Below are 18,952 nucleotides of genomic sequence, written 5' to 3'. Positions count from 1 at the left end.
CCTATTGATAGGGATGCGCCTCCAGCCTGGAGGATCCATGCGCAAGCTCAGGGATCGGCTGGCAGTCATCGCCTGCGGTTGCATGATCGTCTGGCCGCCGGATGCCGCGGCGCAGTCGCCTGCGCCTTCGGGCCGGCACGGCGATGGGCACGCCGAGCACCACGACTGGTACAAGGATCTGCGCCAGCCCGACACCGGCTCGCGCTGCTGCAACGGCTCCGCCGACGGTCAGACCGGCGACTGCCGTCCGGCCCCGTCCGAGCGCGGCGCCGACGGGAGCTATCGCGTGTGGGACGGTCGCGAGTGGCTGGTCGTGCCGCGCAGCAAGATCATCGTCATGCCGACGCCGGACGGCGGCACGCATCTTTGCGAGACCTATGGGCGCGTCTTCTGCTTCATCATCGACGATGGCCGGCGGGGCCTTCCATCGCAGTAGTACCGGCTGTCGGTCGAAGCTGAGTCGCGACAGTCATCCCGATCGCATACGAGAGCACCGGTGCCGTCTCCTCGCCCCGCGGCAGCGGTGCGAGGGGTGAACGGCAGCATATGCGATCGCCCTGCCCTTTGGAGGAAGAAAGATCACAAGCGCCGACGCGCCGACGGCCCCGGATGATCGAACCGGCCAGGCATGGGCCGGCTCGCGCCGCTGTCAGGCCGGCTTGTGATGGCCGGCTACGCGGCTTGCCTGAAATCCCCGATCTGCGCGTCGAAGGCGCGCCTGAAGGCTGGCCGCGCGGTGCAGCGCTCGATATACGCTGCAAGCCGCCTGTCGCTCGTGACGATGTCCGTATCCTTGAGGATGCGCAGCACCGTCGTCATCATGAGGTCGCCGGCCGTGAAGCGGTCACCATCGAGATAGGGCTTGTCGCCCAGCGATCGGGAGAGCGCCGACAGGCGCTTCTGCGCGAACTCGACGGCACCCGGCCGGCGCAGCTTTGCCCATTCCTCGTTGGCGTAGAAGATATCGATCAGCGCCACATTCATGAGAAATGGCTCGATCGAGTTGAGCGCCGCGATCAGCCACTGCGTCGCGCGGGCGCGGGCGACTTTGTCCTTCGGCAGGAGCGTTTCGCTCCTTTCGCCGATATGCAGCACGATGGCGCCCGATTCGAACAGGACGAGACCGTCCTCCTCGAGGATCGGGACCTGGCCGAAGGGCTGCAGCGCGCGATAGTCCGGCTTGTCCTGGTCGCCCTGCTCGAGCAGGCGCGTCCTGTAAGGCAGGCCAGCCTCCTCCAGCGCCCAGCGCGCGCGCAGATCGCGCACCTGGCCCTGCGCGAAATCGGGAACCCATCGGAAGGCGGAGATCGTGATCATGTACCGTGCTCCTTTGCATCAGCGCGATACCCCAAGGACGTGCGAGCCGGCGCCGAGTCGACAGCGCCGCCGAATTTTTTGCTCCAGGCGGAGCGGGGCCGCGGACGCATAGGGCGCAACGCCGCCAGTTCCCCTTCCGTCATCCCTGATGTCCGGTCTTTCAAGGCCCAGGCCGCAGAATAGTTTTGCGCCGAGTGGTCCGGCACAGGCGAGGGCGTGTGAAGTCGGTGCATGGGTCTGGGAGCAGGCTTGAGCTGCGACGGTTGATCGATCTCTGATGCGTAAGTTTCACATGACCAAGGTTTCGTCACAGGGGCTGCCTTCGGACTCGAGATCGTGCGTAGCCCGGCTGGGCCGCTCTGGATGACAACGAGGGCTCCCCTCACCTGCGGCCTGCTCCCAGGCCGATGCATCGAGGCTGTCGAGACGGGGGGTCTCCTGGTGGTGGTGGACGGGAGGGCGTAAGCTGCGGTCGGCCGGCGAAGCGGCGGCAGGCGCTGCTGGGGAGCAACCTGCCAAGGAATAGCCGGCCGGGAACTCACGGTGATGCGGCCGACGCCGGCGGGCACTGCTTGCCGGCGTCGCTGTTGGGGGGCATCGCAGGCGTGCGTATCACCGAAGATTTCCGCATGCCTCGCAAACCCCTGGTGGTGTGGGCCACGGTTGTGGCGTGGGGCTGCTGCTGTGCCGGCGCGGCGGCGTGAGCGATGGCCCAGACGAAGCCCAGCATCTCGCGCGCCACGGCAGCGACCGCGACCTTGGAGAGCTTGCCGCGCCGGACCAGGTAGCGGTAGCGCCGGCTCAGCCGATGGTTGGCCTTCTCGGCGATGGCCTGCACGGCGGCATTCTGGCGTGAGGCTTGCACCTTGGGCTTGCGGGCGGGCGCGCGATAGGTCCAGGCGGCCTCGATCAGGGCCTTGCGGTCGCGCTTGCTGCCGGTCTTGGTCAGGCGCCCGCGCCGGACGCTGTCGCCGGTCGAATGCTCGCACACGCCCAGGCCCAGGAAGCCCATCAGCTTGCGCGGGGTCGCGAAGCGCCGCGGGTCGCCGATCTCGCTGACCAGCACCGCGGCGTTGATCAGCCGCAAGCCGCGCAGCGCCTGCAGCGCCTCCACCAGCCACGCCAGCGGCCAGCTCGGCACCAGCTCCTCGATGTGCTCGGTCAAGCGCTGGCGCCGCGCTGCCGCCTGGTCCAGCGCCAGCAGCGCCTCGCCGAACATCAGCCGGTGCGCCGCCTGCTCGAAGCGCAGCGTGCCCAGCCACTGCCGGTGCTTCTTCGTCCACGGCCGGCCGGCCGTGTAGAGGATCCCCTGGCGCAGCAGGAACGCGCCGATCTGCTGCTGGCAGCGCACCACCGCCGTCACGGCGCTGGCCCGGGCCCGCACAAGATCGCGCATCGCCTCGTGAGCCGCGTCCGGCACCCAGATCGCCGTCAGCTCCTGCGCCCGCAGCAGCCGCGCCAGGGCCAGCGCATCGCGCCGGTTCGTCTTCACCCGCTCGCCCGGCCGGCGCGGGATCAGTGAGGGCGCCACCACATCGCAGCGCACCCCAGGCCGTCCCGCAAGCTGCCGGTACAGCCCGTAGCCGCAGGGCCCGGCCTCGTAGCACAGCACCACATCCCGACCGTCCCGACACAGCCGCTTGAGCAGCCGTTCCACCGATGCGGCATCGTTGGCGATCTTGCCCCAGTACCGCACCTCGCCGGCCGGCAACGGCTCCGCCACCGCCACGTCGATATGCTTCTTGTCTGTATCCAGACCTACGTACAGCGTATCTTTCTCCATGACCGGTCTCCTCATGCTTGAGGCTCGGCGGCGGACCTCCCGCCGCAATCCTCGTTCTCGCATGCAAGGGGGCCGGTCGCCTGACCGGACATATGGACTCGAGCGCAGCAAGGGATCTCCCGCGAATGGCGCACCGTGCACCTTGCCGCCGGAGATCGCCGGCACGAGCTACGCGACGCGACCCGGCTGATGGGCCTGCGCGCGGCAGCGGCGCGGCAGTTCCGGGCAGTAACGGTCTGCGGCGCCGAAGCATCCGCCGATCCAGTCCAGCCTGGACCGATGGCGGCTCGGCCGAATTGACCTCAACCGGAACGTGCAACACACTCGGGTCCCTGACGTCATTGCGGGGCCGGCAGCGATGGCCGGCCAATTGCGCAGGGAGGCGGTCATGAAGCTCTCGGAAAACCCCATTGCGCCGGGAAAGCTGACCGGCATGCGTGAGTTGAAGGGGGGCCACAAGGGGGTTCTCTTCCTGCTCGAAAACGACAGCGGCGAGAAGCTCGTCGTGAAGTTCCAGAATGAGGCTCCGACGGAAGCGCTTGCCGGCACGCGCATCATGAAGGTGGCAGGCGGCAGCACGCCCGGGGTGCGTCTGGCATCGAGGATCGACGTCGGCATTCTCTCGCATGCGGTTGCGAACATCGCCTTCGAGCTGGCGGCGCTGCGCAAGGCGTTCGAATCGGCAAAATCGAGCTTCAAGCACGTGCTGCTGATGGAGTTCGCCGAGGGCGCCACGCTCAAGGCGAAGCGCGAAGATGCCGTGGATGAATTCCTGGCCGTCATCCAGGATCGATCGTTCCAGATCGCGCTCGGCAAGGTCATCGCGGCGGATGCGTTCGCCGGGAACCCGGACCGGATGTTTGCCGGCAAGATCGGCTTCGATCCGAAGCTCGCAGGCTGGTACCACGAGCAGAACCTGTTCATGGCCAAAAGCAGCGACGGATCGCCGAATGCCGTGGCGATCGACAACGCCTTCCAGCCACACGTCTTCGACGCCACGGCGCCCTGGGGCCGCTACCTCGGCGGCATGGGTGTCCAGTGGGGCAGCCTGGCTGCCGGCAATGTCGAGCTGGCGAAGCACGAAGCGGGCCTGCTGTTCGACCTGTTCCTGTCCACGGCCGAGAACGACCATCCCGATGCCGGACCGCAGATCGAGCAGGCACGCTCCGGCAAGCCGACCTTCCAGACCAATGTTGCGAATGGCGCCTACGAGGCCATGCAGGCGCTGCTGGCCCGCGGCCAAGGCTGGAAGGACAAGCTACGCAAGGATGGCGCGACGGAGGACACGATCCGCAGCTTCCGCGTCCGCAAACGCCTTCTTCGGCTCATGGCGGAAGGCGAAGGCACGGAAGAGGCGACCCAGGAGGCCATCAAGGACGCGCGCGACGACCAAGCCTACCGCAAATGGGTCCTGGTCAACGAGTATCACATGGCGAGCGACGGCGCCGATGCGCTGCTCCTGGAGTCGCTTGCCGCCTACAAGGATTTCAAGCGCCGCAGCAGGCACGTCTAGAACCTGGAACATCGGTCGCTGACATACCGGTCATCCCTCGCGGCGCTCGGGACGGCAGAAGAGCCATATGCGATCGCCCCTGCATCGAGACTGTTGCCACCGCGGCCGGCGGCGCGGCTCATGCCCGGGTCATCACCGCGCCGCATGCCACGAGCTTTTCCGTGATCCGATCATAGCCTCGATCGAGGTGGTCCAGCCCGTCGATGACCGTCTCGCCTGAGGCGCCCAGCGCCGCGATCACCAGCGCCGCCGCCGCGCGGACGTCGGTGCAGGATACGGCCGCGCCCCGCAGCGACGGCACGCCGCGTACCCAGGCGGTCCGGCCGCGCACGGTGATGTCGGCACCCATCTTGCGCAGCTCGTCGACATGCCGGAACCGCTGTTCGAAGATCGTTTCGGTGATGGCGCTGGCACCGCGCGCTGCCGCCAGCAATGCCATCATCGGCGCCTGCAGGTCGGTGGCGAAGCCGGGATAGGGTTGGGTCACGACATCCGTGCCGGTCACGCCAGTCGCGGAGCGCCGCGCCACGACGCCGTGACCGGTCGGGCACAGCTCGACGCCGGCGGCTGCCAGCACAGGCCCGGCGGCGCCCAGCAAGTCGGGCTGCGCGTGCTGCAGGAGGATCTCGCCATCGGTGGCCGCCGCCGCGCAGGCGAGCGTGCCCAGCTCGATGCGATCGGGCATGACCGTATGCACGGCTCCCATGAGACACGCGCCGCCCGTGATGGTCAGCGTATGGCTGCCAAGGCCGGTGATCGTCGCGCCCATGGCGACAAGGCAGCGGGCGAGATCAGCGATTTCCGGCTCGCGCGCGGCGTTGCGGATCACGGTCGTGCCGTCCGCGCACGGCCGCCAGCATGAGATTCTCGGTGGCGCCGACCGAAGGCAGCGGCAGGCGGATATCGGCGGCTTTCAAGCCGGCCGGCGCGCGCGCGTGGATCATGCCATCGGCCAGCTCGACCCGCGCGCCCATCGCCCGCAGGCCGGCGACATGAAAATCGATGCCGCGCAGGCCGATGGCGTCGCCACCGGGCAAGGGCAGGCGCGCCTCGCCGCAGCGGGCCAGCAGCGCGCCCAGCAGCAGCACCGATGCGCGCATGCGCGCGACCAGGTCAGGCTCGATGCTCCCCGCCAGGATGCGATCGGCGCAGATGGTGAGGCAGAGCGTGCCGGCGCTGGTCGACCATTGCAGGCCGGCGCCAAGGCGCTGCAGCAGCGCCGCCAGCACGGCGACGTCGAGGCTGGCCGGCACGTTGCGCAATGTCACGAGATGAGGTGTCAGCAATGCCGACACCATCAGCGGCAGCACGGCGTTCTTGGCGCCGCTGATCGCATAGGTTCCCGCCAGCGGCCGGCCGCCGCGTATGGCGAGCCGCTGGCCCTGCTGCGGACGCCATCACGGCGCCGCCGCATGCAAGGCGGTCAAGGACGGATCATGCATTGGCGCGGCTCCACTGATTCGCGCCCCCAGCCTAAGGGAGAGCTTGCGCCCGGAAAATCTGGACTGTCATTCCGCGCGCAGCAGGGACGAGGGTGAGCTGTCGGGTGCGGTGTCGACTCGACGAAATGAATTGATCTCTCGCGGAGAATTATCTATAAGCATGACAGTAGTCTGCGTTCCCGCCGCCGGGGCCAACGGGCGCTTTCGTGGGCCCCGGCGCAAGGGGCGAGGCCGTCGCCGGGCCGATCTTCGGGCGTGTCGTCCGCTCCACGCACGGAGCCGCCGTCAGGCACCACCCTCGGAAACAGGAGTCGCCGCATGGCTGCTGTCGCCATTGCCCTGCATGTCCGTGCGCGGTTGACTGCACCGGCAGCGCCGAATTTTCGTATTTTCCGACATTTCCGTCACGCGGTTTTTCGACCTGAAAACGGTAAGTCATTGTTATTATTTGAGAATTCTCATGAACCCCGAAACAGTTGAAGCCCAAGCCGGGGTGGGACAGTGTCATGCTGCCATGCTGCGCCTCGCCTTTCATACGCCGCTGAAGCCGCTCGACCACCCGACACCGTCGGGCGACCGTGCCATGGGACGGGCGCTCGTGGCCCTGCTGCGGCGGCTCGGCCACGCGGTGCAGCCGCTCGACGCCTATTGCGCCGGCAGCGGGCTGCCGCCGATGGCGCCGCAGTCGTTGCCGGTCCTGCAGGCGGCGGCGCAGCAACGGGCCGCGGCTCTGATCGCCCAGTGGTCGGCGCTGGCGGCGCACGACCCGATGCGGCCGACCGCCTGGTTCACCTATCATGCCTGGTACAAGAGGCCGGATTGGCTCGGCCCCGCCGTCGCCGCGGCGCTCGGCATCCCCTACGTGATCGCCGAAGCGTCCTATGCCCCCAAGCGCGCGGGCGGCCCCTGGGACCTCGGCCATCGCGCCACGGAAGCTGCCGTGCGCGCGGCCGACCTGATCCTGACCCTCAATCCCGATGACGGGCCCTGCCTGCTGCCGCTGCTCGCGGCACTCGAGATCATGACCATCGTGCCGCCGTTCCTCGATACGGCGCCGTTTTGCTCCGACGCCGCCGCCCGGGCATCGGCCGGCGCGGCGCTGCGGCAGCGCTTCGGCTGGCCGGCGTCGGCGCCGGTACTGATCACGGTCGCGATGATGCGTCCGCCCGACAAGCTGGCGTCATACCGCGTGCTGGCCGATGCGATGGCGGCGGTCGTGGATCGCGACTGGCGGCTGCTGCTGGTGGGCGACGGCCCGGCGCGGGCTGAGGTCGAGCGCCTGTTCGCGCCGCTGGGCGATCGTGTCGCCTTCGCCGGCTCCCAGGCCGGTGAGGCGTTGCCGGCGCTCTACGCCGGTGCCGACCTCTATGCCTGGCCGGCCGTCAACGAAGCCTACGGCATCAGCCTGCTGGAGGCGCAGGCGGCCGGGTTGCCTGTGGTTGCCGGCCGCACGCGCGGGGTGCCGGCCGTGGTCGCCGACGGCGAGACGGGCCTGCTGACGCCACTGGGCGATGCCGCCGCGTTCGCGGCCTGCCTGCGCGTCCTGCTCGACGACCCGGCGCGCCACGCGGCGATGGGCCGCGCCGCGGTCGCGCGCATCGCGCGCGACCATGATCTCGATGCCGCCGCCCGGGTCATCGGCGGGGCGCTGGACGCCATGCAGGCCCGCCGTGCCGCAGCATGCGAGACGGCACCATGACCCGCGTCGCTTTCCTGCGCCACGGCCCCACCGCGTGGAACGTCGAGAAGCGGCTGCAGGGCATGACCGACGTGGAGCTGTCGGCGGAAGGCCGGGCGCAGGTGCAGCGCTGGGTCCTGCCCGCCGACGTCGCCGGCTGGCGCTGGCAGTCCAGCCCACTGGCGCGTGCCATGGAGACGGCGCAGCTGCTGCGCGGCGGACTCGAGGCCGAGCCGCAGCCGGCCCTGCGCGAGATGAGCTTCGGCGCCTGGGAGGGCTATCGGCTGGCGGAGCTGCGCCAGCGGTTCGGCGCCGAGATGGAAGGCAACGAGGCCCGCGGCATCGACCTGGTCCCGCCCGGCGGCGAGAGCCCGCGCCAGGTGATGGCGCGGCTGCGGCCCTGGCTGGCGGCGCTGGCGGCCGACGGGCGGGACACCGTCGCCGTCAGCCACAAGGGCGTCATCCGCGTCGTGCTGGCCCTGGCCACGGGATGGGATATGAAGGGCCGGCAACCCCTGAAGCTGGATTGGCAATCGATGCATGTCTTCCGCGCCCAGGCCGACGGATCGGCCGCCGTCGAGCGGCTCAACGTGGCGTTGACGCATGCCTAGCGCCGTTCGTCTTTCGGACCGCGGGCGTCCACGCCCGCATTCGCTCGCAGCGAAGCGAAGAGCGAAAGGCAGTCGGCGCTGCCGCGCCGAGGCGCGCGTGGACGCGCGCGGTCCGGCAAGAGACACCCCATGAGCGCGCGCATCCTGTTCCACGTCCAGCATCTGCTGGGCATCGGCCATCTGCGCCGCGCCGCGACGCTGGTGCGCCACCTCGCGGCGGCGGGACACGACGTCATCCTCACCTCGGGCGGCCTGCCGGTGCCGGGCCTCGATCTCGGCGGCGCGCGGCTGGTGCAGCTGCCGCCGGTGCGCGCGACCGACAAGCGCTTCAAGATCCTGGTCGACAGCCATGACGTCGTGATCGACGATGCCTTCAAGGACCGGCGCGTCGCGCTGCTGCTCGACACGCTGCGGCAGCACCGGCCCGACCTGCTGATCACCGAGCTGTTCCCGTTCGGCCGCCGGCAGCTGCGCTTCGAGCTCGTGCCGCTGGTGGAGGCGGCCCGGGCGCTGCCGCGGCGGCCCCTGGTCGTGTCGTCGGTCCGCGACATCCTCGTGCGCTCGCCCAAGCCCGAGCGGGTCGACGAGATGATCGACCTGTTCGGCCGCTATTTCGACTACACCCTGGTGCACGGCGATCCCGCCTTCATCCCCTTCGCGCGCACCTTCCCGCGCTGGCGCGATATCGCCGACCGCACCTTCCACACCGGCTATGTCATCGACGGCCTGCCGGCAGGCGATGCCTCGACGCAGGGCGGGCGCGGCGAGGTGCTGGTGTCGGCCGGCGGCGGCGCGGTGGGCGGGCCGCTGCTGCAGGCGGCCCTCGCCGCGCGCCCGTTCAGCCGGATGCGCGAGGCGCCCTGGCGCTTCCTGTGCGGACCGGCGATGCCGGCCGCCGACGTCGCGGCCTTGCGCGCCCGGGCGCAGGCGGCCGGCGACGGCGTCGTGATCGAGCCGGCCCGCCGCGACTTCACCACCCTGCTGCGCAATTGCACGCTGTCGATCTCGCAAGGCGGCTACAACACCATGATCGAGACGCTGTCGGTGGCGGACCGGGCCGTCATCGTGCCCTATGCCGGCGGGCTGGAGACCGAGCAGGAGCTACGGGCGGAACTGCTGGCCGAACGCGGCGTCTTCCAGGTGGTGCCGGAAGCGGACCTGTCGCCCCGGACGCTGGCCACCGGCATCGACCGCGCCCTGGATGGCCCGTCGATTCGCACCTTTCCCAGGATCGACGCCGGCGGCATCGCCAAGACGGTGTCGCTGATCGAGCAATGGCTGACAGCGCGCGAAAGGAAGACGGCGTGAGCGTGTGGGCGAGCCTGGACGAGGAGCTGTCGCGCTGGGCGGATGCCGGGCGCTCAGCCACCCTGTGGTGGCGCGACGACGACGCGGTGGCGGCCAGCCCGGCGCTGGACCGGCTTCTGGCGATGCGCGCGTCCTACGGCATCGGCCTGGCGCTGGCCGTCATTCCGGCCACGCTGCAGGCGTCGCTGACGGCGCGGCTGCAGGCCGAGCCGGCCGACGTCGCCGTGCTGCAGCATGGCTACGCGCACCAGAACCATGCCCCGGCCGGCGAGAAGAGCGTCGAGCTGGGCCCGCATCGGCCGGCGCAGGTGGTGATCGGCGAGCTGGGCACCGGCCTGCTGGCGATGATGCAGGGCTTCGGCGAGCGCTTCCTGCCGGTGCTGGTGCCGCCGTGGAACCGCATCGCGCCGGCCCTGGTGCCGGCGCTGCCGGAAATCGGCTATCGTGGCCTGTCGACCTACACGGCGCGGACACGGGTGAACCCCGTGCGCGGGCTGCTGCAGGTCAACACCCATGCCGGCCCGATCCGCTGGCGCCCGACGCAGGGCTTCCTCGGTGACGACTTCATCGTGGGCTTGCTGGTCGACACCCTGCGCGCGCGCCGGACCGCGGCGGCCTCGTCGCCGATCGCCGACGAGCCGACCGGCATGCTCACGCATCACCTGGTGCACGACGACGACATCTGGACGTTTTTGGACCGGTTATGGAGTCGATTGTGCGCTCATCCTGCGGTACGCATAGTCCCGCCAGCGGAGGTTTTCCCCCAACCCCAGGACGTTCGCTCATGACGCATCTTCGCGCCGCCGCGGCGAGGCCATGACCGTGACGCTGCACTATGCCCGTCCGGCGCTCTACGCCGACTACGCGCGCGCCGCCGTCGGTGTCGCCATCTGCTTCCTGCCGCTGTTGTTCGTGGCCAGCAATGCTGTCACATTGGCTCTGGCTGCGTTGGGTGCGCTGTTCCTTCTGTTCGGCGCGCGCACGGCGCTGCGGCATGCGACACAGATCGTGGCCGACGATTCAGGGATTGCGGCGCGTGGCCCGTTCGGTGGCAGGATCGCGTGGGAGCGGTTGGAGCGGCTGAAGCTCGCCTACTACGCGACCCGGCGCGACCGGAAGGGAGGATGGATGCATATGACGTTGGCGGGGAATGGCCGCACCTTGCGGCTCGATTCGTCGCTCGACGGCTTCAACGACGTAGCACGTCTGGCCGCTCGCGCCGGGGTCGCCAACAACCTCGAGATCAGCCCCGCGACACGCGCCAACTTCGCGGCGCTCGACATCGCCTTGCCCGCCGGTGCGGAGACGCCGGCATGAACGCGTTGCTGCGGGTCGATGACCTCAAGGTCCACTTCCGCGTTCACGACGGCACCCTGAAAGCCGTCGACGGCGTCAGCTTCACCATCAACCCCGGCGCGACCGTCGCCCTGGTGGGCGAGTCGGGCTCGGGCAAGTCGGTCTGCAGCCAGGCCATCATGGGGCTGCTGCCCAAGGCGGCCAGGATCGTGGGCGGCTCGATCCTGTTCCAGGACCCGCGGACCAACCGGACCGCGCCGATCGACATCGCCAAGCTGCGCCGCGACGGCCCGGAGATGCGCGCCATTCGCGGCGGCGGCATCTCGATCATCTTCCAGGAACCGATGACCTCGCTGTCGGCGCTGCACACCGTGGGCGATCAGATCGGCGAGGCGGTGCAGCTGCACGGCAGCCGCCTGTCGGACATGCACTCGATCGGCGAGCAGATCGGCGACGGGTTGCGCACGCCGGCGGGCAAGAAGCTCGACCGCAAGCAGGCGCTGGAGGTCACCGAGCAGATGCTGCGCATGGTCGGCTTCCCCGATCCCAAGCGGGCGCTGCGCACATTCCCCTTCGAGCTGTCCGGCGGCCTGCGCCAGCGCGCCATGATCGCCATGGCGCTGGTCTGCCGCCCGGCGCTGCTGATCGCCGACGAGCCGACCACGGCCCTGGACGTCACCATCCAGGCCCAGATCCTGAAGCTGATGAAGGATCTGCAGGCCGAGCTCGGCATGGCGATGCTGATGATCACCCACGACCTGGGCGTGGTGGCGAACGTCGCCGAGGAAGTGGTGGTGATGTATCGCGGCCGCGTGGTCGAGAGCGGCGGCATCGACGACATCTTCCGCAACGCCGAGCATCCCTACCTGAAGGCGCTGCTCAACGCCGTGCCGCGCTTCGGCATGCCCGACGACGAGCGGCTGGTGCCGATCCGCGAGATCAAGCCGGCCACCGGCCATCTGCTGGCCGAGAAGAAGCCGGTCGCGCATGCGTCAGGCTACGATCCCGCCGCGCCGGTGCTGTCGGTGCGGCACCTGCACAAGACCTACGCCATCAAGAAGGCCGACACGCTCTTCGAAGCGCTATGGGGCATCGGCCGCACGCGCACCGTGCACGCCGTCAACGACGTCAGCTTCGACGTGCGGCGCGGCGAGTGCCTGGGCCTGGTGGGCGAAAGCGGCTGCGGCAAGACCACGCTCAGCAAGATCCTGATGCGCGCCATCACCGCCGACCAGGCCATGTCGGACCAGGGCGGTGGCGTGGTCTACGACGACTGGGGCCGCAAGATCGACGTGCTGGCGCTGCGCAACCACGAGCTGATCGAATTCCGCCGCAAGCTGCAGTTCATCTTCCAGGACCCGTTCAGCTCGCTCAACCCGCGCATGACGGTGTTCGACATCATCAGCGAGCCGCTGGTGATCCACGATGTCGGCGACGCCGCGCATCGCCGCGAGATGGTCGGCGAGCTGATGGAGCTGGTCGGGCTCGATCGCCGCCATCTCAGCCGCTATCCGCACTCCTTCTCCGGTGGCCAGCGCCAGCGCCTGGGCATCGCGCGCGCGCTGGCGCTGCGCCCCGACATGGTGATCTGCGACGAGCCGGTCTCGGCGCTGGACGTCTCGATCCAGGCCCAGATCCTGAACCTGCTGCGCGACCTGCAGGACCGCCTGGGGCTCACCTACCTCTTCATCTCCCACAACCTGGCGGTGGTCGACTACATCGCCGATCGCATCGCGGTGATGTGCGCCGGACGGCTTGTCGAGCTGGCGCCCGGCAAGGAGCTGTTCCGCAATCCCGTGCATCCCTACACCCAGGCGCTGGTGTCGGCCGTGCCAGAGCCGGACCCGTCGAAGAAGCTCGACCTCACCGCGCTGATGGAGGGCAAGGCCTCGATCCCAGCCGAATGGCCGGTGCCGTTCCGCGACAGCGGCAGCGAGCCGCTCGACTGGCTCGACCTCGGCAACGATCATTTCGTGCGCGCCACGGCGGCGCTGACCGGCCGCACCACCGAGAAGGCGGCGTGACGATGCGGCAGACATCCCGGGCCGGCTGGCTGCGGTGCCTGATCGTGCCACTCGCCGCGGCCCTGCTGTCCGGCACCGCCCTGCCCGCGGCCGCCGACGACGCCTGTCCGGCGCCCCAGCAGATCGTCGACAACACCGCGCGGCTGCCGGCCCTGCAGGAGACGCCGTTCCTGGCCGAGAGCGTCAAGGCCGGCAAGATCGCCACCGTCGCCGAGCGCATGCCGCGCGTGCCGTCGGTGGTCGATCATTTCGCCGGCAAGGACGGCCCCGGACGGTCCGGCGGCGAGATCGTCACCCTGATGGCCATCGCCCGCGAGGTGCGGATGATGGTGGTCTACGGCTATGCCCGGCTGGTGGGTTTCGACGAGCGCCTGCACCTGGTGCCCGACATACTGCAGGACGTCGATGTCGAGGACGGGCGCATCTTCACGCTCAAGCTGCGCCCCGGCCATCGCTGGTCGGACGGCGCGCCGTTCACGACCGAGGACTTCCGCTATTTCTGGGAGGACGTGGCCAACAACGCCGAGCTGTCGCCCAGCGGACCGCCGCTGGAGATGCTGGTCGACGGCCAGCCGCCCAAGGTCGAGGTCATCGACGCGACGACGATCCGCTACACCTGGGACAAGCCCAACCCGTTCTTCCTGCCGGCGCAGGCGCGGCCGGCGCCGCTCTTCATCTACCGGCCGGCCCACTACCTCAAGCAGTACCATCAGAAATACGCCGACCCGGTCGAGCTGAAGAAGAAGATCGACGCGCTGCGGCAGCGCACCTGGGCGTCGCTGCACAACCGCCTCGACGACATGTACCGCAACGAGAACCCGGACCTGCCGTCGCTGCAGCCGTGGATCCTGGAGTCGCGGCCGCCGTTCCAGAACCGCATCACCTTCGTGCGCAATCCGTACTACCACCGCGTCGATGCCCGCGGCGTGCAGCTGCCCTATATCGACCGGGTCCACATGAACCTGGTGTCGCCCAGCCTCATTCCGCTGAAGGCCGGCTCGGGCGAAAGCGACCTGCAGGCCCGCTACCTGCGCTTCGACAACTACACCTTCCTGCGCCAGGGCGCGAAGCAGTTCGGCTTCGATGTGCGGCTGTGGGAGACCGGGCTCGGCTCGCATCTCGCGCTCTACCCCAACCTCAACTACGCCGAGCCGATCTGGCAGCTGGTGCTGCGCGAGCCCAATGTCCGGCGCGCGCTGTCGATGGCCATCGACCGCGAGGAGATCAACGAGATCCTCTATGTCGGCATGGCGACGCCGTCGAACAACACGGTGCGGCCCGAATCGCCGCTGTTCCGCGACGAATACCGCAGCAAGTACACCCGCCTGGACTACAAGGAAGCCAACCGCGTCCTCGACAAGGTGCGCTTCACGCTGCCCGACGGCAGCGAGGGCGACGTGCGCAAGCGCAACGGGCGCGGCGTGCGGCTGCTGCCCGACGGCCGGCCGATGGTGATCGTGCTGGAGACCGCCGGCGAGAGCACCGAGGAGACCGACGTCCTGCGGCTGATCGCCGACAGCTGGAAGAAGATCGGGGTCGAGCTGGTGACCCGGCCGCAGACCCGCGAGATCCTGCGCGGCCGCATCTACAGCGGCGAGGCGATGATGACCATCTGGGGCGGCCTGGAAAACAGCGTGCCGGATGCCCGCTCCAATCCGGCGGAGCTCGCCTGCCTGTCGCAGGCTGTCCTGTGGTGCCCCAAGTTCGGCCAGTACCGCGAAACCGGCGGCAAGTCGGGCGAGGCGATCCCCGAAAGCCTCGAGGTGGTGCGCGAGCTGTCGGATCTGGCCGAGCGGTGGAGCCGCACCGCCGACTGCCGCGAGCAGGAGCGCATCTGGCACCGGATGCTGCAGATCCATGCCGATTTCCAGTACACAATCGGCATCGTCAGCGGCGTCAAGCAGCCCGTGGTGGTGACGTCGAAATTGAAGAACGTCCCGCACAGCGGGGTCTATAGTTGGGAGCCTTACGCCTTTTTCGGCGCCTACCGGCCCGACACGTTCTGGCTGAGCGAGAAGAAGTGATGGTGCACGCAGTGTCGACGGGGAAGCGGGATGCGGCGGCAGCGCCGCGGGAGCCAGGCTAGTGCTGCGCTATGTCGCCAAGCGCTTCCTGATCATGGTGCCCACCCTGGTCATCATCAGCTTCCTCGTGTTCTTCATCATCACCTTGCCGCCCGGCAACTGCGTGACGGCGCAGATCGACGAGATCCTCTCCAGCGGCGGCTCCAATGCCATGGAGAAGGTGCATCAGCTGGAGCAGCTCTACGACCTCGACAAGCCCTGGATCCAGCGCTACGCCATCTGGGCGTCGGGGACGCTGACCTGGGATTTCGGGCTCTCGTGCCAGGACAACCAGCCGGTATCGCAGCTGATCGGCGAGCGCATCGCGCTCACCATGGTGATGGAGATCTCGACCATCATCTTCATCTGGGTGGTGTCGTTCATCATCGGCGTCTACGCCGCCACCCATCAGTACCGGCCCGGCGACTACATCGCCTCCTTCATCGGCTTCATCGGGCTGGCGATCCCCAACTTCCTGCTGGCCCTGGTGCTGCTCTATGTCGGCAAGCGCTATTTCGGCGTCTCGGTCGGCGGCCTGATGGACCCGCAATACATCGACCAGCCCTGGAGCTGGGCCAAGACCCGGTCCGTCCTCGAGCACCTGATCATCCCGGTGATCGTGATCGGCACCGCCGGCACCGCCGGCATGATCCGCCGCCTGCGCGCCAACCTGCTCGACGAGCTGCAGAAGCAGTACGTCACCACCGGCCGCGCCAAGGGCCTGCCGCCGCTGAAGCTGCTGATGAAGTACCCGCTGCGCCATGCGCTGAACCCCTTCGTGTCCGATATCGGCCATATCCTGCCGGAGGTGATCTCGGGGTCGGTGATCGTCTCGGTGGTGCTGTCGCTGCCGACGACGGGACCGATGCTGCTGAACGCGCTCAAGACGCAGGACACCAACCTGGCCGCCACCTTCCTGCTGCTCGTGGCGGTGCTGACGGTCATCGGGACGCTGATTTCCGATCTTCTGCTGGCCGCGCTCGACCCGCGCATCCGCCTGCAGGGCGGCAGGGAGAAATGACGGCCATGGACGAGGCGCGACAGGCGGCCGGCGCGGTCGCGACCCCGCCCCCCGCCCCTCCGCCGGCACATGTCGTGTCGAAGGAGCCGTGGGATCCGTACGTCGCCGAGAAGCTGACGGCGGAGCAGGAACGCTTCTACATGGCCGGGCAGTGGAAGCTGATGTGGTGGCGCCTGCGCCGCCACAAGCCGGCGGTGATCTGCGGCGGCTTCCTGCTGTTCATGTACCTGGTCACGCTGGTCAGCGAGATCATCGCGCCCTACGACCAGCACACGCGGCACATCAGGCACATCTTCGCGCCGCCGCAGGGCATCCATCTGTTCCACGAGGGCAGCTTCGTGGGGCCGTTCACCTACGGCTACAAGATGGAGCGCGACCCCGACACCCTGCAGCGGATCTACACGGAGGACAAGAGCACGACCCATCCCGTGCGCTTCTTCTGCCTGGGCGAGAGCTACGAGTTCTGGGGGCTCATCGAGGGCCGCTTCCATCTCGCCTGCCCGTCGGAAGGCGGCACGCTGTTCCTGCTCGGCACCGACCGGCTGGGCCGTGACATGTTCTCGCGCATCGTCTACGCGGCGCGCATCTCGCTGACGGTCGGCCTGTTCGGCATCTCGCTCAGCTTCGTGCTCGGGCTGGTGATCGGCGGCATCGCCGGCTACTACGGCGGCTGGATCGACAACATCATCCAGCGCGCCATCGAGATCATCAAAAGCTTCCCGCACCTGCCGCTGTGGCTGGCGCTGTCGGCGGCGCTGCCGGTGACCTGGTCGCCGCTGCTGGTCTATTTCGGCATCACCATCATCCTTGCCCTGCTCGACTGGCCGGGGCTGGCGCGCGCCGTGCGCTCCAAGCTGCTGTCGCTGCGCGAGGAGGATTTCGCCACCGCGGCGGCGCTGATGGGGGCCTCGCCGCAGCGCATCATCGGGCGCCACCTGATCCCCAGCTTCATGAGCCACCTGATCGCCTCGGCGACGCTGTCGATCCCGTCGATGATCCTGGCCGAGACGGCGCTGTCGTTCCTCGGCCTGGGCCTGCGGCCGCCCATCACCTCCTGGGGCGTGCTGCTCAACGAGGCCACCGACATCAATGTCGTGGCCGTGAACTGGTGGCTGATGCTGCCGGTGGTGCCGGTGATCCTGGTGATCCTGTCGTTCCAGTTCTTCGGCGACGGCCTGCGCGACGCCGCCGACCCGTATCACTGAGCGCATGAGCCTGTCGCGCCGCCATCTGCTGACGGCCGGCGCGGCGGTCGCGGTGGCGGCGCCGGGCCGCGGGCTGGCCAATCCCCGCTTCGACCGCAACCCGTTCGGGCTGGGGGTGGCGTCGGGCGAGCCGACGCCCGACGGCTTCGTGATCTGGACACGGGTGCTGGCCGACCCGGTGACGCCGGCGCCCCTGGCCGGCGATGCCTTCCGGCTGGCCTACCAGGTCGCCGGCGACCCCGGCTTCCGCCGCATCCTGCGCCGCGCCGAGGTGGTGGCCCTGCCGCAGGATGCGCACACGGTGCATGTCGAGGTGAGCGGCCTGCAGCCGGGGTGCGACTACTGGTATCGCTTCCTGCTGCCGCCAGGGCATGTCAGCGCCATCGGCCGGGCCCGCACCACGGCGGCGCCGGGCGCGCCGGTCGAGCGGCTCGACCTGGTGGTCGGCTCCTGCCAGCACTACGAAGGCGGCTACTACGGCGCCTGGCGCGACGCCATCCGCGAGCGCGGCCGGCCGCTCGACGCCGTCGTGTTCCTCGGCGACTACATCTACGAGTCGTCCGTGGGCGGCACCCCGCCACGGCGCCACAATGTGCTGGACAACCCGGTCACGCTCGACGACTTCCGCCGCCGCTATGCCCTCTACCGCGCCGATCCGGACCTGCAGCGTGCCCATGCCGCCGCGCCCTGGCTCGTGATCTGGGATGACCACGAGGTCGACAACGACTACGCCGACGCGCAGTCGCAGGGCCTGATGGACCGCACCGCGTTCCTGGCGCTGCGCGCCGCCGCCTACCGCGCCTGGTGGGAGCACATGCCCGTGCGCCCGGCGCTGCGGCCCCAAGGGCCGCGCGCCACGATCCATCGCCGCGTCCGGTTCGGCGACCTCGCGCGCATCGACCTGCTCGACGGCCGGCAGCACCGCAGCCCACAGCCGTGCCCGCGACCCGGCCGCGGCGGCTCCAGCATCGTCGGTCCGGATTGCGCCGCGCGCCTCGACCCGGCGCTCAGCCTGCTGGGCCAGGCGCAGGAAAGCTGGCTCTACGACGGTTTCCGCGCCGGCGGCGCGCGCTGGAGCCTGCTCGCCAACCCGGTGCTGATGGCGCCGCTGGACTTCCAGATCGGGCCCGGCGAGCAGTGGCGCACCGACCAGTGGGACGGCTACCCCGCGGCACGGGCGCGGCTCTACGCGGCGATGCGCGCAGCGCGGCTGTCCAACCCCGTCGTGCTGACCGGCGACTTCCATGCCCACATCGCAGCCGACCTGCTTGATCCCGCGGCCGGCAACGCGCCGGTCGCGGCCGAGTTCGCCGGCACGTCCATCACCTCGGGCGCGCCGCAGCGCGACGATGCCTGGTTCGCCGCACGCCTGGCGGAGAACCCGCATCTGCGGCTGTTCAACAACCGCCACCGCGGCCATCTCGCCGTCAGCCTCACGCGCGACCGGCTGGTGGCCGACCTGCGGATCATCGAGGACGTGGGCGACCGGCTCACCGCCGCGCGCACGCTCCGGAGCTTCACGGTCGAGAGCGGCCGGCCCGGGATCGTCGGCGCATAGGTTAGACCGAAGTTACCCCTGAGGGAATTGAGCAAGTTGTTGTGATCGCAGGGATTTGTTGACTGCGAAGTGTTTCGTGCTGCCTACAGCGAGGGTGTCAGGTCGAGCAGATCGAAGGCGCGTTGCTGGACAT

The 18,952-nt window shown here is 69.3% G+C and carries 14 protein-coding genes and 2 pseudogenes; 13 read left to right on the top strand and 3 right to left on the bottom strand.

Annotation, left to right across the window (positions count from 1 at the left end):
* Positions 1-37: 37 nt before the first annotated feature.
* Positions 38-436 (top strand): hypothetical protein, encoded by a 399-nt coding sequence (locus FHP25_RS28795; protein WP_147850439.1) that lies wholly within the window; start codon positions 38-40, stop codon positions 434-436.
* 236 nt (positions 437-672) lie between these two features.
* Here FHP25_RS28795 and FHP25_RS28790 read toward each other — a convergent pair whose 3' ends face one another.
* A complete protein-coding gene (locus FHP25_RS28790; protein ID WP_147850438.1) occupies positions 673-1,317 on the bottom strand; it encodes a glutathione S-transferase family protein in 645 nt (214 codons plus the stop codon).
* 688 nt (positions 1,318-2,005) lie between these two features.
* A pseudogene (locus FHP25_RS28785) lies at positions 2,006-3,100 on the bottom strand (IS110 family RNA-guided transposase); the annotation flags it as partial.
* A 388-nt stretch (positions 3,101-3,488) separates the two neighbouring features.
* Between FHP25_RS28785 and FHP25_RS28780 the strand changes: the two are divergent.
* On the top strand, positions 3,489-4,613 hold the full coding sequence (locus FHP25_RS28780) for a protein kinase family protein (protein ID WP_147850437.1): 1,125 nt from the start codon (positions 3,489-3,491) through the stop codon (positions 4,611-4,613).
* Positions 4,614-4,731: 118 nt separating this feature from the next.
* Here FHP25_RS28780 and murA read toward each other — a convergent pair.
* Positions 4,732-5,923, bottom strand: a pseudogene (murA, locus tag FHP25_RS28775) (UDP-N-acetylglucosamine 1-carboxyvinyltransferase).
* 450 nt (positions 5,924-6,373) lie between these two features.
* Here murA and FHP25_RS40975 point away from each other — a divergent pair.
* The 11 genes from FHP25_RS40975 to FHP25_RS28725 all read left to right on the top strand — a co-directional run bounded on the left by FHP25_RS40975 (position 6,374) and on the right by FHP25_RS28725 (position 18,819).
* Positions 6,374-6,535: a hypothetical protein gene (locus tag FHP25_RS40975; RefSeq protein ID WP_178133855.1), complete on the top strand. Its 162-nt coding sequence runs from the start codon at positions 6,374-6,376 to the stop codon at positions 6,533-6,535.
* Positions 6,536-6,569: 34 nt separating this feature from the next.
* Complete coding sequence (locus FHP25_RS28770; RefSeq protein WP_147850436.1) at positions 6,570-7,754, top strand: glycosyltransferase family 4 protein; 1,185 nt, start codon at positions 6,570-6,572, stop codon at positions 7,752-7,754.
* Entirely contained in the window at positions 7,751-8,344 is a 594-nt protein-coding gene (locus tag FHP25_RS28765) for a histidine phosphatase family protein (RefSeq protein WP_147850435.1), read from the top strand. Before FHP25_RS28770 ends, FHP25_RS28765 begins: the two co-directional genes overlap by 4 nt.
* Before the next feature lie 129 nt (positions 8,345-8,473).
* Positions 8,474-9,652 carry a glycosyltransferase family protein gene (locus tag FHP25_RS28760; RefSeq protein WP_147850434.1) on the top strand — a complete coding sequence of 393 codons (1,179 nt, stop codon included), beginning with the start codon at positions 8,474-8,476 and terminating at the stop codon, positions 9,650-9,652.
* Entirely contained in the window at positions 9,649-10,440 is a 792-nt protein-coding gene (locus FHP25_RS28755; RefSeq protein ID WP_178133854.1) for a polysaccharide deacetylase family protein, read from the top strand. The genes FHP25_RS28760 and FHP25_RS28755 overlap by 4 nt, the downstream gene beginning before the upstream one ends.
* 28 nt (positions 10,441-10,468) lie before the next feature.
* Entirely contained in the window at positions 10,469-10,969 is a 501-nt protein-coding gene (locus FHP25_RS28750) for a hypothetical protein (RefSeq protein ID WP_147850433.1), read from the top strand.
* A complete protein-coding gene (locus FHP25_RS28745) occupies positions 10,966-12,972 on the top strand; it encodes an ABC transporter ATP-binding protein (RefSeq protein WP_147850432.1) in 2,007 nt (668 codons plus the stop codon). Before FHP25_RS28750 ends, FHP25_RS28745 begins: the two co-directional genes overlap by 4 nt.
* A 2-nt stretch (positions 12,973-12,974) precedes the next feature.
* Complete coding sequence (locus FHP25_RS28740) at positions 12,975-14,996, top strand: ABC transporter substrate-binding protein (protein WP_178133853.1); 2,022 nt, start codon at positions 12,975-12,977, stop codon at positions 14,994-14,996.
* A gap of 61 nt (positions 14,997-15,057) precedes the next feature.
* Entirely contained in the window at positions 15,058-16,056 is a 999-nt protein-coding gene (locus FHP25_RS28735; RefSeq protein ID WP_147850430.1) for an ABC transporter permease, read from the top strand.
* A 5-nt stretch (positions 16,057-16,061) separates the two neighbouring features.
* Positions 16,062-17,261: an ABC transporter permease gene (locus FHP25_RS28730; RefSeq protein WP_218578677.1), complete on the top strand. Its 1,200-nt coding sequence runs from the start codon at positions 16,062-16,064 to the stop codon at positions 17,259-17,261.
* A gap of 4 nt (positions 17,262-17,265) precedes the next feature.
* The gene (locus FHP25_RS28725) at positions 17,266-18,819 is read left to right on the top strand and encodes an alkaline phosphatase D family protein (RefSeq protein WP_147850428.1); all 1,554 of its coding nucleotides are present in this window, start codon (positions 17,266-17,268) and stop codon (positions 18,817-18,819) included.
* The last annotated feature ends 133 nt before the right edge of the window (positions 18,820-18,952 follow it).

Source organism: Vineibacter terrae, assembly GCF_008039615.1.
Classification (GTDB): Bacteria; Pseudomonadota; Alphaproteobacteria; order Reyranellales; family Reyranellaceae; genus Vineibacter; species Vineibacter terrae.
This window is presented reverse-complemented; position numbering and strand designations above follow the sequence as displayed.

Excerpts from the sequence above, each read along its gene's own strand:
- FHP25_RS28780 (WP_147850437.1), top strand. The coding sequence starts at position 3,489 with ATGAAGCTCTCGGAAAACCCCATTGCGCCGGGAAAGCTGACCGGCATG.
- FHP25_RS28790 (WP_147850438.1), bottom strand. The coding sequence starts at position 1,317 with ATGATCACGATCTCCGCCTTCCGATGGGTTCCCGATTTCGCGCAGGGC.
- FHP25_RS28760 (WP_147850434.1), top strand. The coding sequence starts at position 8,474 with ATGAGCGCGCGCATCCTGTTCCACGTCCAGCATCTGCTGGGCATCGGC.
- FHP25_RS28795 (WP_147850439.1), top strand. The coding sequence starts at position 38 with ATGCGCAAGCTCAGGGATCGGCTGGCAGTCATCGCCTGCGGTTGCATG.
- FHP25_RS28740 (WP_178133853.1), top strand. The coding sequence starts at position 12,975 with ATGCGGCAGACATCCCGGGCCGGCTGGCTGCGGTGCCTGATCGTGCCA.
- FHP25_RS40975 (WP_178133855.1), top strand. The coding sequence starts at position 6,374 with ATGGCTGCTGTCGCCATTGCCCTGCATGTCCGTGCGCGGTTGACTGCA.
- FHP25_RS28750 (WP_147850433.1), top strand. The coding sequence starts at position 10,469 with ATGACCGTGACGCTGCACTATGCCCGTCCGGCGCTCTACGCCGACTAC.
- FHP25_RS28725 (WP_147850428.1), top strand. The coding sequence starts at position 17,266 with ATGAGCCTGTCGCGCCGCCATCTGCTGACGGCCGGCGCGGCGGTCGCG.
- FHP25_RS28745 (WP_147850432.1), top strand. The coding sequence starts at position 10,966 with ATGAACGCGTTGCTGCGGGTCGATGACCTCAAGGTCCACTTCCGCGTT.
- FHP25_RS28770 (WP_147850436.1), top strand. The coding sequence starts at position 6,570 with ATGCTGCGCCTCGCCTTTCATACGCCGCTGAAGCCGCTCGACCACCCG.
- FHP25_RS28730 (WP_218578677.1), top strand. The coding sequence starts at position 16,062 with ATGGACGAGGCGCGACAGGCGGCCGGCGCGGTCGCGACCCCGCCCCCC.
- FHP25_RS28765 (WP_147850435.1), top strand. The coding sequence starts at position 7,751 with ATGACCCGCGTCGCTTTCCTGCGCCACGGCCCCACCGCGTGGAACGTC.